The organism is Paraburkholderia diazotrophica (assembly GCF_900108945.1).
GTDB lineage: Bacteria > Pseudomonadota > Gammaproteobacteria > Burkholderiales > Burkholderiaceae > Paraburkholderia > Paraburkholderia diazotrophica.
Map to the genome: position 1 here is coordinate 1 of NZ_FNYE01000052.1, position 12,952 is coordinate 12,952.

A 12,952-nucleotide genomic window follows, 5' to 3' on the forward strand; every position below is an offset into this window, starting at 1 on the left:
CGGGTCGACGATGATCGTCTTGCCCGTCGCCGCGCCAATCGCCTTGGCGACCTGGTCGATGTCGGCGTTGACGAAATTGAGCGTCACCTGTGCGTATGCAGTGTGCGCGGTGATCAGTCCAGCCAGCAGCAACGCCGTTGCCATGCGAAGTAAAGCCATACGATTTGTTCTCTTGAGGTATAGAGTGAATGCCGATTCGGCGGCAGTCGATTCCACGCGCGCAGCGCTTACAGGCGCATTGTCACGTTGCCGCGGTGGTTGCCTAAAAATGTGTAGATTAAGAAGCCGGGACGCTGCGCGTCGGATTTTTCAGTCTCAGTTGAGTTTTCGCGACATCGAAAAATTAATGTTCGAACGCGAGGGTTTCGACATACGCGCCTAGACGGTGTTAGATCCTATGGAGCAGGAACGCCGGCGAGCCGTGCTTGGTCGCGTTCGTCGGGCGCTGCCTCAACCACGTGCCCCATCTCGAAGAAGTACGGCTCGAGGCCGGGGATCTTTTCAGTGACGGCAAGCACGCGCGGACCGAGCGGGCCGACGTAGCCATCAGCGACGTCGAGAGCCCCTACGAGCCATCGAACAGCGTGCCGATCCGCTTCATCATCACGATGTAGGGGCCCAGCCGAGCGCGGAGCCGATCGGAAATACCGGCGCGGGATGTTCAGGCGGCACTGTCAGGTTGCCGGAGAGGTGTCGGTAGAATGAAGCAATGAAGAAGACCGAATCGCCTTATCATGGCCACCGCTACGCTGTCGTTATTAGCTGCGCCGTTCGCTGGTACTTCCGGTTCAACCTGAGCCCGCGCGACATCGAGCAATTGTTGCTCGCGAGTGGGGTGTCGTGGCCACGTACGAAACGATCCGTGGTTCCGGATCCAACGATTCTGGTCGACCCGTTAGCACGATGAATCTCCCCATCGTAACAGGGCTTACTCGTTCTGATTACACCATCGCGACACATCCCATCGGAACGCTATCTGATCATCTTTCGCAGCTTCTGCAGAGTCTTTTCTGCCTCGACATCATCGGTGTACATATCCGTTCGGTACTCTTCTGCTCTGGCGCCAACGGCACGTTTGCTGTTTATAGTGGTAGTTGATGTCGATGTGGACAGGCCGCTTCCTGCACACATGGTGCCCTCGTTAGGTAATGTGCCTTGCAGCAGGTAGTCTGCCATGTAACCGCTAACGCATTCGCTGCGGGTGAACGCAACTCCATGGTCGTACGTCGTGCTCTGAACCACAAGCCGTGAATTTTTCAATACGGCGGCAGTCGCGCGCGCTCCCGACAGAGGGGTGGGGCCATCGTTTTCGTCCTGCAGCAGGAGGAACGATAGCGTCGCGGCACGAACAAACGATGGCGGCTTTCGCGCACTGAACGGCCAGTACAGACACGGCAGATCCGAATACATACCACCAATAAGCGGCGCAGACTGCGCAAGCGCATTTCCGAGGTCGGTCCAGTACTTCTCGCTGGGGTGGATCAGGGCTCCATCATTGCAGACGACGGACCAGTACGTGCCGTCCGTGCCGTCGAGATGCACAGATTGTGTCGTCCCGGAAACTGCGGCAGCGTATGTGCTAACCGCGTCCTTAGCTTTCTTTTGCGCGGTAGCTTCTGCGTCCTCACTCTCTTGTGGAAAGAAATGCAGCAAGGCTATCTCGCGTTGGAGGGCATCGGAGGAAATCATTGGATTCGCCGTAAGTACCTTGTTTATTCCCTTGGCCACCGCCAAATCTGCGACGACGTCATCTATCTGCCATTGAGCATACAGCGAACGAGACATGGTCTCGCCAAGCCAGCTTGTGAGCCACGCAGGACCGCTCCTGGCGATCTTTTTGACGTCGTCCGCGTTCGAGCCCAAGCCGAGTACGTCGTTACGGGCAGCGACATAGGGGGCAACGATCTCATCCAGTATCTTTTGGAATGCAGGAGCCTGGGCGGGGGAAGTCTCGGCCAATGGAAGAGTAATATCCACGACGCTATCAAGTATCATACGACCGGTACGATCAGGAAACAGGCTGGCATAGCGGCCCCCGAGAGCCGTCCCGTATGACGTACCATAGTAGTTCAACTTGTCGTATCCCAGTGTCACACGTATAACCTCCATGTCTCGGGCCGTGTATTCGGTATTGATGTATGAGGTCAGAGGCGTGCCACCACAAGCGGAGGCGACCTCGCGGCCATCAATCATCTGTGCGCTGTTTGCGGCGGCAGAACGGTCGGTGAAAGGGATAAATCTCCGGGTAGCATTAGAGTTGCATACCAACTGGATACTGGAGCCCACACCTCGTGGATCAAATCCGATCAGGTCGTAGGCATCCGACAGCTGCAACAACTTTTGACCTACAGGATTTGCCGAATTTCCAAGAAGCCATAGCTTCGACACGCCCAAAGGCATATTCAGCCCGCTCTCACCTGGTCCACCTGGATTCATCCATATGGCGCCCAGCCGGCTCGCAGGCTTGCCTGCATTCACTCTCAGGACGCCAATGCCGGCGCTGCCCTTGGAAACATCATCGTAATCCAGCGGCACCTTTACCGTTGCACATCCAGCCCTGCTCGATAGCTGATTCAGCAAGTCGCTGTCGAGATCCTGAAAAGTGTCGGAGCTGCAGGCGTGCCAAGATATTGCCTGCTTATAGTACGGCGCGAGCGCGGCATCGACGCCTGAATCACCCGACGCGGGCGTGGCATCGGCGCGTGAGCTACCGTCCGAGCCACCGCAACCATAGAACCCGACTGCAATCAGAGAAATCCCGAAAATTCCAATGTGTCTTGCTGTCTTCAGCACTTTCGCTATCCGATCAATCATTAGTCTTCCAAAGCTAACATCGCCTCTCAATCAGGGTAAAAGTACCATCGTATTTTTAACCTTGGATCGGACAATTAAATTGATTCATGTCAATGGTTAGATGCGGAACAGTAAATTCATTTTTAGCCTTTTAAGATCGATATAAATATATTTTATTTCGACTTAAACAATATGGACTTCATATCACGAATGAGCTACAGGCAACACCTGTACATCACACGTGAGGCGAAGCTGTGTCGCCGATAGTAGAAACTAGGCCGAGCAAATCCCCTTTACAATGAGGATAACTTACATCGCAAGCTACGATATCTCACGAGGCGACGCACGACTGATCTATTCTTTTGCTCGCCCCACACCTGATCACTTTTCTTGCACGCACGTGTGAACGTGTCAGCTCAATACCCATCGTCTGCAGAATTCAAAGACGGTCTCATTCATGAAGCCAGAATCGTTGTCACAATCGAGGCCGCGTAGCGGAAATGGCACGACTCGGCTAACCCGTTCGATATGCTCGGCAACGAGTGCACGGCTTCGATGTGGCATGGCCAGGCATTCGGCGGGTCGCGATATCTGTCATCACGAAACTATGCACGAAGTCGCCGTCGATCTTGGTGCCACCACAATGCTCGACGAAATCAAGCTCGAGATAGCCGGGTAGCTCATTATTCGAGCAGAACTGGATCGTAAAGTCTAATCGCTTCAACGCGACATGCGGCAGTTGCAACTCGAACACGACCTGCTGAAGAAGGCCAACGAACTGTTAAAAAAGACCCGGTCGTCGACCTGCAGCTCCTGAGCAGCCGGGAGAAGTCGATGCTGATTGATGCCCTGAGACAAACCTATGCGATCCCAGCACTGTTCGCCGTTCTAGGTCTCGCACGTAGTTCCTACTTCTACCATCGGGCGCGACTGCTTGTCGCTGACAAATATGCGGGCGTGCGTCTCACCATCACAGAGATCGTCAATAATGGTCATCATTTCTGTCAGCGGTCGAGCTCCGCCTGCGCAAAATATGCGGGCGCCTTGCGCAGAATCTTTGATCTCCCGCAGTTTCACGACCTCCCGCTCCATATCCTTGATGCGCCGCTGGTCCGGCTTAAGCTATCGAAAAGCACATGCAACCTTCTTCCAGCTCTCGCCTAATATTCAGGCACGTTCGGTTCTAATGCTGCAGTCCTGTGCGACAATGTATAGCATATTTCCCACTAATTTAGTATATCGATGTAATACTCAGATGAGTCAGCAAACACGCTTTTCTGGATGTACCGCATTTCATGCGGACCTGAACGCAGCGGCCAAGTCCATCGGTTACCATTCGTATTAGCACCGGTAACCGCGAGAGATGCGGCGGCACTGGCACGTCGCAAATCAAACGCAACTGCTCATAACGAGATCGCACCTTGATATGCCGATGCGAAAGTGAGCCCACCGGGTGACCACATCGCGCAACGGCGCCATATCTCGCGGTGCCAGCCGCGCATTTCTTCCCGGGCCTATGAGACCGAGTTCCTGACACGCTTCCGAAACGGCAAAACAGCGCTTACCCGATAAAAAAGCAATATCGAGTTCGCGGGAAGTCTTTCAGATCATCGGCGACGAACGAGCAATCGTGGAAAGCCGCACAGCGCATGATCGGTTTCATCGGAGACGATGTCAGTTTAAGCGCTTTTGCGACACGAGGAAAGTTCAATTAGCCGTAACAGAGAATAGATGTTTCATTTAATGGCTCTGACTCAATTCGTGATTGTGGATTGAGCACGATTACTCTTTCTTTGTGAGATACATCGTTCGTCGGGCTGCACCGCAACGCACGAAAAAATTTCCTGTTCAGGAAACGGAATAGAACTGCTGATCCAGAGCGCCGGTTCGGTAATGACGCGTAGCGCGGCACATTCCGTGGACGCCGCGATAACATGTCGACTGTCATTTCTTGCGGGTCTTGCCTGTGGTTCGTGAGAGTCTGGTTTCGTGTTCATGCTTCATTACCTTCCGCTTCGATTGCCCCGCGACTGCAGACGCAATAGTTGGGCCAGGGCCACGAGACACAGGAGAGGATCTTCCGACGCATTGCTGATCGGGCTGGTTGATGGCCGTCCACCCTCCAAAACACTTGTGGGATTTTCTGCCAAGTGTCGGTTGTCGGATTGGTGTTGCACATCCGACAATGTTGGATGTCCAACACCATGGATTGCCGCGACGATGGCGGATTAAGGCGGCGACTGTTGCGATGACCGGTTAGGTCCGCCCTGTGCGCATCAATTCGATAAGCGAGCCGGTTGGCCGAAGCAGGCACAAGCGCTCGGTGAGCAGAGTGCAGCCATTCGACAATAACGCGCTGGACGAAACGATTAATGACCTTTAGCGACATAGTCATTCACGCCGTTAGATCCACAAACTGCCGAACTTGCGTAAGCGCCCGGTGAAGGCACGGGAGCGAGCTGGCTAGCGGCGATCAGTCAACGGCGGGTGCTCAGCGATGCGGTAGTAACTGAGCGATGTCGTCGGCTCGTTGAGTGGGCAATCGATTGAGCACGTCTTTCAGATAGACCAGTGATCATGGCCATTGAGCTGCGCGGTTCGAATCAGGCTCATGATTGCAGCGGCACGTTGCCCGGCGCGCAGCGAACCCGCAGCTAGCCAGTTCGGCCGATTGATGGCCCAGGGACGGATCTGATTTTCCAGTCAACGGCCGCCTTCTTCTGTTCGGAAGAGTACTTCGGCTTCGAACGCACGTAGCCCGACCGCAGATCATGACATTTTTCATATTCGTGATGCCAGGACTTCAGAGAGTTCTTCGTCGGGTACCCGAGTTGATGAATGGTCGCTTCAATGCACGTTTCTAGTTTTATGTAGAGACGTAACTCGGGGAGGGGAAGCGCCGACGATGTATTCAGTAAAACCTAGTCATGCATTGATGGCGATCAAAGGCGCAAAAAAACCCTTTCGCTATACTGCACATCAGGCGACTCGAGAGCGCTGTTTGGTTTTATTGTTGCGCGCTCCTTCCTAATACTTTGCATGGCCTGCAGGACATTTCAAAAGACTCTTCGGAACATTGAAGATGTCAACCGGCAAACTAGGTGGCATCCTATCGTCAGCACTCCATTGTAAATGTCGACGCGTCTTTCAAACCGTATGCGCAGACGACGAAAGCCGGGGAGCCATGCATCAATACGCCCGGCTACCCAGCTCACCCTGGAGAGGCTGCGGTCGAAGCTAACGGGTTTGGCACTGGATTAACAATCCCGGCAGTTCTTCTTGAAACACTCTCTGACTGAGAAGCGGATGTTGAATGCACAGAAGTTTTACATCGACGGCATCTGGGTCGCGCCGTCGGGCGACGCGCACCTCGCCGTTGTCGATCCCTGCACGGAAGAGGCGTTCGCGCAGATCGCGCTCGGCAACGCCGACGACGTGGAGCGCGCGGTGACAGCCGCAAAGCGCGCATTCGCGGCGTTTTCGCTGACGCCGCTGACCGAGCGCATCGCACTGATTCGCCGCATACTCGACGCTTATACGGCGCGTTACGACGAGATGGCCGATGTCATTTCGCGCGAGATCGGCGCGCCGAAAATGCTTTCGCATACATGGCAGGCCGCGCTCGGCAGACGTCACCTCGAAGAACTCCTGCGTACCTGCGAGCGCTTCGCGTGGCAGCGCAAGAAGGGCACGACGCTTGTCAATTACGAGCCCGTCGGCGTGGCCGCGCTCATCACGCCATGGAACTGGCCGATCAATCAGATTGTCTGCAAGGTCGCCCCCGCGATTGCCGCCGGTTGCACGATGGTGCTCAAGCCGAGCGAGATCTCGCCGCTGAACGCCGTGCTGTTCGCCGAGATTCTCGATGCCGCAGGCGTGCCGCCGGGCGTGTTCAATCTCGTGAACGGCGACGGCCCGACTGTGGGCGCGGCGCTCTGCAGTCATCCGGACGTCGACATGGTTTCGTTCACCGGGTCGACGCGGGCGGGCGTGGAAATCGCGAAGCTCGCGGCGCCGACTGTCAAGCGCGTGCATCAGGAACTTGGCGGTAAGTCCGCAAATATTCTTCTCGATGATGTGGACCTGGAAGCCGCCGTCACCTCGGGTGTCTATGAGTGCTTTGGCAACAGCGGCCAGTCGTGTAACGCGCCGACACGCATGCTGGTGCCCGCAGCGCTGCACGACGAGGCCGTGCGCATTGCACAGCATGCGGCGGCCTCTCACTGTGTGGGTCCCGCGAACGATGACCGCACCATGATGGGCCCTGTGGTGAGCGACGTGCAATATACACGCGTGCAACAGCTGATCAAAAAGGGCATCGAGGAAGGCGCACTGCTCGCAGCCGGCGGGCCCGGACGTCCCGATGGGCTGACGCGCGGCTACTATGCGCGGCCCACGGTATTCGCAAACGTCGACCCTTCGATGACGATTGCACGAGAAGAGATTTTCGGTCCAGTGCTCGCCATCATGCCGTATCGCGACGAGGAAGACGCGATCGCGATTGCCAACGATACACCGTTTGGACTTGCTGCATACGTTCAATCCGCGGATCCGGCGCGCGCCCGGCGTGTGGCGTTCCGGCTACGCGCGGGCAGCGTCTATCTGAACTATCCGGCGTGGGACGCGGGCTCGCCGTTCGGCGGTTATAAGCGATCGGGCAACGGCCGTGAATATGGCGAGTGGGGTCTGGAGGCGTTTCTCGAAGTGAAGGCTATCGTCGGCTATGACGATCAGGCGGGACCCGGCACGCGCGGTGACGTGCGCGCAAACTCTAGCGAGGCATGAAGACTCATTGGCCTCGGGGTATCCAAGGCGTTGGTTGAGCGCGCCCAAACGCTGATATCGCCTCAAGAATATCTCGAGGAGGTCTGCCATGAATGTTCCGGCTTCAGAGCATATCCAGTGGCTCGTGAGTCTTTCAATGCTCCACCAAGTTCGCGCACGGGCACGCAGTTATGCGGGGCAAGCCAAGCTTTGGCTTCACCCCTATGCCGAGGCCCGCCCGCGTGGGGTGTGCGCAAATTCGTCTGTCTGGTTCACCGCGTACCCGGGCGCGGTTATAGCCGCGCCGGGACAGTCGGTACTCCAGGCATTGGGAAGCGAGACACTGTGGCGTTCGTTGTCCTCGATGGGTATTAATGCTATTCACCCGGGTCCAACCAAAGTCGCCGGTGGTCTCAATGGCAAGCGCTTTACCCATTCGGTAGACGGCAACTTTGATCGCATCGGCCTGGAGATCGATTCCAGATTCGGTACAGAAGAAGACTTCATATCAATGAGTGGCATGGCGGCAGCGCACAACGCCGTTGTCATTGACGATGTCATTCCTTTGCATACTGGCAAAGGCCCCGACTTCCGGCTCGCTGAGATGAATTACGGGGACTATCCGGGCCTTTACCATATGATCGAGATCATGCCTGGCGACTGGAACATTTTGCCAGACGTACCTGAAGGAAAAGATTCCATCAATCTGCCGGCTGACGTGGTCGACACCCTGAAAAGCAAGTGCTACATCGTTGGCCAACTTCAGCGAGTAATGTTTTTTGCGCCAGGCGTCAAGGAAACAGACTGGAGTGCAACCGCTCCTGTACTTGGCGTAGACGGCGTAATGCGCCGGTGGGTATACCTTCACTACTTTAAGGAAGGTCAACCGTCACTAAACTGGCTCGACCCAACATTGGCCGCCCAACAAATCAGTATCGGTGATGCTCTGCACTCCTTGGACGTCCTCGGCGCTCGCGGACTTCGCCTAGATGCCAACGGCTTCCTGGGCATCGAGCGAAGACCACACGGCAATGCATGGTCGCAGAGCCATCCACTCGCGGTCGCGGGCAACCAGCTTCTCGCCGGGGCGATTCGTAAGGCCGGTGGGTTCAGCTTTCAGGAACTCAATCTCACCCTCGACGACATGGCGGCAATGTCCAAAAATGGCGCTGACCTGTCTTACGACTTCGTCACACGTCCTGCGTATCAGCATGCACTTCTGACTGGAGACACTGAGTTCTTGCGACTGATGCTACGCAAGGTCCATCAGTACGGCATCGACCCGGCGTCTCTCATTCACGCACTTCAGAACCACGATGAACTGACGCTGGAGCTCGTACATTTCTGGACGCTACACGCTAACACAACTTTTATTTTCCAAGGGCAGACATGGAACGGCAACACCCTTCGAGAGCATATCCGGGAGAAGATGTACGAGCGCTTGAGCGGCGAGCATGCACCCTACAATCTTCCTTTCGTGACAAACGGCGTGTCTTGCACGACAGTCAGCGTCATCACTGCGGCACTCAATATTCGGGACCTGGACGCCATAACGCCCGGCGACAGAGACAATATCCGACAAATTCATCTTCTTCTTGCGATGTTCAATGCTTTGCAGCCCGGCGTTTTTGCAATATCGGGGTGGGACCTTGTCGGCGCACTGCCCCTACCCATTGAGGCCGTCGAGGAGCGAACGACTGACGGAGACACGCGCTGGGTACAACGCGGTGCTTATGATCTGACAGGAGAAAACCCGCACGCATACACATCTGAAGAAGGCATACCGCGCGCAGTGGCCTTGTACGGTGCGTTGCCGGAGCAACTCGCCGACCCTGCTTCTTTCGCCTCGCAACTCAAGCGTCTCCTCGCTGTGCGAGACTCGTACGGCATTGCCTCGAGTAGGCAAATCGAGATTCCTGACGTTGTCGCGCCAGGCCTCCTAGTAATGGTTCATGAACTTCCTGCAGGGAAAGAGACTCAGATTACAGCTCTGAACTTTGGCGCAAGCACCGTTGATGAGACTATTACGCTACCCTGCACCGCGCCAGGACCTGTCATCGACATGCTCGCCGATTCGGTTATCGGTCACCTCGGCGAACTGGGTAAGCTGCGAATAGTGCTTGAGGGTCACCGAGGTGTATCACTGAGAATTGCGAGTTCTCTTTCCAGTTGACGTGCATGAAGGGCGCACACCCGGAAATATCCCGGCAGTTGAATCAGACGCAGCGCTTCAGAAAAGGCCTCGACACGCGTTATCCAAAGGAACTGTCGGGCGGCCAACGACAGCGCGTCGCCATCGCGCGGGCGCTCGCGAGGCGGCCCGAGCTGCTGCTCGACGAACCGATGTCGAATCTCGACGCGAAGCTGCGCGAGGAAATGCACATCGAACGGCGCGCGATCCAGAAGCGTCTCGGCATCACGATGATCCTCGTCGCGCACGACCAGGTCGAAGCGATGACGATGAGCGACCGCATCGCGGTGATGCAGCGCGGGCGCATCGCGCAGCTGAGTACGCCGGTCGATGCTTACGAGCGCCCCGCCACGCCGTTCGCGTCGACATTTCTCGGCCGCACGAACACGCCGCCGGGGGAAGTGCTCAGGCGCAATCCGCGCTGCGCCGAAGTCGATGTCGCGGGCACGACGCTGCATGTGCCGCACGAAGGCCGCGACGTGCAGGGCGCGGTGCACGTGTACATCCGTCCGGAGAAGGTGTATCTGGCGAATGGCGACGCACGTATGCACGGGCGCATCGCGACACGCGTGTTCATCGGTAATCAATGGCTGCTCGAAGTCGACACCGAGCTCGGCAAGCTGCATGTCGCGCAGCCGAACTACGGCGCGCCGCCGCCCGAGGAAGGCCACGAAGTCGGCCTCTCGTTTACCGACGACGATCTGCGCGTGCTGACACGGGAGAGCGCCCATGGCAACGCTTGACGACCCGCGCGCGGGCGCCGCGCCGTGGCTGCTGTCCGCGCCCGCGCTGCTGCTGTTCGGCGCGCTGCTTTTCGTGCCGCTCGCTCGCGCGCATGAAGCGGCCGTGGCAGTCGCTGTGCCTGCTGATCGTGCTCGGGCCGCTCCTGATTTCGGTCGTGGTGCGCACGCTCGGCTGGCAGGTCCTGCTCGGCAACAACGGTGTGCTCAACGACGCGCTGCAGGCATTGCATATCACGTCCGAACCGATCCGCCTCGTCTTCACGATGACAGGCATGGTTATCGCGCTCACGCACGTGCTGGTGCCGTTCATGGTGATGTCTGTGTGGGCGACGCTCCAAAAGCTCAACCCGCAGGTCGAATGGGCGGGACTGTCTCTCGGCGGCTCGCCGCTGCGCGTGTTTCGCCGCGTGGTACTGCCGCAGATCATGCCTGGCGTGCTCTCCGGTCCGATCACCGTGTTCGCGCCGTCCGCGTCCGCATTCGCGACGCCCGCGCTCATCGGCGGCCGCCGTCTGAAGGTCGTCGCGACGGCTGCCTACGACGAGTCTCGGCACGCTGAACTGGCCGCTCGGCGCGAGCATCGCGCTGCTGCTGCTGATCGCGAACATCGCGGTCGTGATGGGTCGCAGCCGACTCGGCGAACGCCGCTTTAAGTACATTTTCGAGTAACACGATGAGGATGACGCGATGAAACAGAACGGATTCTGGGGCACGCTGTTCAACGCGCTGTTCCTCACTTTCATCCTCGCGCCGCTCGTCGCCGTGCTGCTGGTAGCGTTCACCGACAAGGGCTTCATTTCGATGCCGTTCGACGGCGCGTCGCTGCGCTGGTTTCGCGCGGCCCTCGACAACGGCGACATCGTCTCGGCGTTCTGGCTGTCTGTGCGGCTCGCGTTCGCGGCCGCGACGATCGGTGTCGCGCTCGCGGTGCCCGCCGCGCTTGCGATCGCGCGTTACCGCTTCGCGGGCCGCGCCGCGCTGATGAGCTTCTTCCTCTCGCCGATGATGCTTCCTGCCGTCGTACTCGGCATCGCATTCCTGCGCTTCCTGTCGCTGCTGAACCTGAGCGGCTCGTTCTGGGCGCTCATCGCGACGCACGTGATCATCGTGCTGCCGTACGCGCTGCGTCTTGCGCTGTCGTCGGCCGTCGGACTCGACCGCGATGCCGAGCCCGCGGCGCTGTCGTGCGGCGCGAGCCGCTTCACTGCATTTCGCCGCGTCGTGCTGCCGATGATCCTCACGGGCGTCGCGGGCGGCTGGGTGCTGTCGTTCATCCAGAGCTTCGACGAACTCACGATGACGATATTCGTCGCGCCGCCCGACACGACCACACTACCCGTCGCAATGTACAACCAGATCGTGCAGACCATCGATCCCCTCGTCGCTTCCGTGTCGGCAATGCTGTCGTCGGCACGGTCCTGCTGATGCTGCTGCTCGACCGCATGGTCGGACTGGACCGCATCCTGATCGGAGAAGCTCGATGATCCGCACTCCATCCGCCATCCCCGATATGCTCGTGCTGGGCGGCGGGCGGGTCGGTTCCGCCGTCGCCTGGGGCCTCGCACGCGAAGGCGTGCACGTGAGCGTGCTCGATCAGGGCGACGGCGCGTTTCGCGCGTCGCGCGGCAACTTCGGGCTGGTCTGGATTCAGCGCAAAGGCTATGGCCTGCCGCCGTATGCGCGCTGGTCGCGCAGCTCTGCGACGCGCTGGCCAGCGCTTGCCGCGGCGCTGCTCGCTCGCAGAACGCGCCAAGCGGCTCGGCACGCTGCAACGCGAGCTGGGCAACTACCCGTATCAGCTGCTCGATGCGCGCGAGGTCCGCGAACGCGTGCCGCAGATCGGGCCGGACGTGATCGGCGCGAGCTACACGCCGATGGACAGGCACGTCAATCTGCTCAGGCTGCTGCGCGCTGCATATGGGCATGCAGTAGCGTGGCGTGAAGCTCGTCAACGGCGAGGAAGCGCAGCGCATCGCGCCCGAAAGCAGCGGTTTCGCCGTGCAGGGCAAGCGCGGCACGTATCGCGCGGCGCGCGTGGTGCTGGCTGCGGGCCTCGGCAATCGCGCGCTTGCGCCGCACGTCGGGCTGCATGCGACTGTCACGCCGAATCGCGGCCAGGTGCTCATCAGCAAGCGCGTCGCGCCGTTCCTGCACTACCCGACGCTCAACGGTCATTCCACACCCTGCTGGGCGCTCTTGCCTGCCGCGCAAAATGACGGGCAAACCCAATTCACTTACGAAAAGGGGCCAACCAGCGTATGTCCGCAATCGCGAGAATTGAAACGAATCAGCGCGTGAGCCGTGTCGTGAAGGCAGCGGGACTCGTGTTTATTGGCGGTCAGACATCGAACGACTACGCTGCGGATGTGAAGGTGCAGACGGCGAGCGCGCTGGAAAAGATCGACGGCTTCCTTGAGAAAGCAGGCATCGACAAGTCGCGCCTCGTTCAATCCCTGAAAGA

At 58.4% G+C, this 12,952-nt stretch carries 7 protein-coding genes and 8 pseudogenes; 11 read left to right on the forward strand and 4 right to left on the reverse strand.

From position 1 onward, the window contains the following. A partial coding sequence (locus tag BMW76_RS42915; protein WP_177200598.1) for a hypothetical protein occupies positions 1 to 159 on the reverse strand: 159 nt, incomplete at its 3' end. Between the two features lie 266 nt (positions 160 to 425). Between BMW76_RS42915 and BMW76_RS41490 the strand changes: the two genes are divergently transcribed. After that, entirely contained in the window at positions 426 to 614 is a 189-nt protein-coding gene (locus BMW76_RS41490; RefSeq protein ID WP_041766561.1) for a hypothetical protein, read from the forward strand. Positions 615 to 709: 95 nt separating this feature from the next. Then, positions 710 to 864: pseudogene (locus BMW76_RS42270) on the forward strand (IS6 family transposase); the annotation flags it as partial. 108 nt (positions 865 to 972) lie between these two features. Here the strand turns inward: BMW76_RS42270 and BMW76_RS36000 are convergent. Beyond that, positions 973 to 2,814, reverse strand: coding sequence for an alpha/beta fold hydrolase (locus BMW76_RS36000; RefSeq protein WP_015004168.1), 1,842 nt, complete (start codon positions 2,812 to 2,814; stop codon positions 973 to 975). 667 nt (positions 2,815 to 3,481) lie between these two features. Between BMW76_RS36000 and BMW76_RS36010 the strand changes: the two are divergent. Next, a pseudogene (locus BMW76_RS36010) lies at positions 3,482 to 3,774 on the forward strand (IS3 family transposase); the annotation flags it as partial. A gap of 1,510 nt (positions 3,775 to 5,284) precedes the next feature. On the opposite strand, the pseudogene BMW76_RS36020 reads toward BMW76_RS36010, so the two are convergent. Next, positions 5,285 to 5,496 (reverse strand): annotated as a pseudogene (locus BMW76_RS36020) (transposase domain-containing protein); the annotation flags it as partial. Next, positions 5,496 to 5,708: pseudogene (locus BMW76_RS36025) on the reverse strand (hypothetical protein); the annotation flags it as partial. The pseudogenes BMW76_RS36020 and BMW76_RS36025, both read right to left, overlap by 1 nt. 391 nt (positions 5,709 to 6,099) lie before the next feature. Here BMW76_RS36025 and BMW76_RS36030 point away from each other — a divergent pair. From BMW76_RS36030 to BMW76_RS36060, 8 genes and pseudogenes are all read left to right on the forward strand, one after another. Further along, positions 6,100 to 7,578 carry an aldehyde dehydrogenase family protein gene (locus tag BMW76_RS36030; protein ID WP_015004164.1) on the forward strand — a complete coding sequence of 493 codons (1,479 nt, stop codon included), beginning with the start codon at positions 6,100 to 6,102 and terminating at the stop codon, positions 7,576 to 7,578. 88 nt (positions 7,579 to 7,666) lie between these two features. Beyond that, positions 7,667 to 9,730 (forward strand): maltose alpha-D-glucosyltransferase, encoded by a 2,064-nt coding sequence (gene treS / locus BMW76_RS36035; protein ID WP_090873582.1) that lies wholly within the window; start codon positions 7,667 to 7,669, stop codon positions 9,728 to 9,730. 62 nt (positions 9,731 to 9,792) lie between these two features. After that, a pseudogene (locus BMW76_RS36040) lies at positions 9,793 to 10,491 on the forward strand (ABC transporter ATP-binding protein); the annotation flags it as partial. Then, positions 10,478 to 11,160: pseudogene (locus BMW76_RS36045) on the forward strand (ABC transporter permease). The pseudogenes BMW76_RS36040 and BMW76_RS36045, both read left to right, overlap by 14 nt. Positions 11,161 to 11,178: 18 nt before the next feature. Further along, a pseudogene (locus BMW76_RS36050) lies at positions 11,179 to 11,975 on the forward strand (ABC transporter permease). Between the two features lie 26 nt (positions 11,976 to 12,001). Then, the gene (locus BMW76_RS42280; RefSeq protein WP_245763538.1) at positions 12,002 to 12,433 is read left to right on the forward strand and encodes an FAD-dependent oxidoreductase; all 432 of its coding nucleotides are present in this window, start codon (positions 12,002 to 12,004) and stop codon (positions 12,431 to 12,433) included. Continuing rightward, the gene (locus BMW76_RS42285) at positions 12,430 to 12,789 is read left to right on the forward strand and encodes an FAD-binding oxidoreductase/lyase (protein ID WP_245763535.1); all 360 of its coding nucleotides are present in this window, start codon (positions 12,430 to 12,432) and stop codon (positions 12,787 to 12,789) included. Before BMW76_RS42280 ends, BMW76_RS42285 begins: the two co-directional genes overlap by 4 nt. Beyond that, positions 12,750 to 12,944 (forward strand): annotated as a pseudogene (locus BMW76_RS36060) (Rid family hydrolase); the annotation flags it as partial. The gene BMW76_RS42285 and the pseudogene BMW76_RS36060, both read left to right, overlap by 40 nt. Between the last annotated feature and the right edge of the window lie 8 nt (positions 12,945 to 12,952).

What these genes read in the sequence shown, in the direction of transcription:
- BMW76_RS36000 (WP_015004168.1), bottom strand. Translation starts at nt 2,814, where the DNA reads ATGATTGATCGGATAGCGAAAGTGCTGAAGACAGCAAGACACATTGGA.
- BMW76_RS36030 (WP_015004164.1), top strand. Translation starts at nt 6,100, where the DNA reads ATGTTGAATGCACAGAAGTTTTACATCGACGGCATCTGGGTCGCGCCG.
- treS (WP_090873582.1), top strand. Translation starts at nt 7,667, where the DNA reads ATGAATGTTCCGGCTTCAGAGCATATCCAGTGGCTCGTGAGTCTTTCA.
- BMW76_RS42280 (WP_245763538.1), top strand. Translation starts at nt 12,002, where the DNA reads ATGCTCGTGCTGGGCGGCGGGCGGGTCGGTTCCGCCGTCGCCTGGGGC.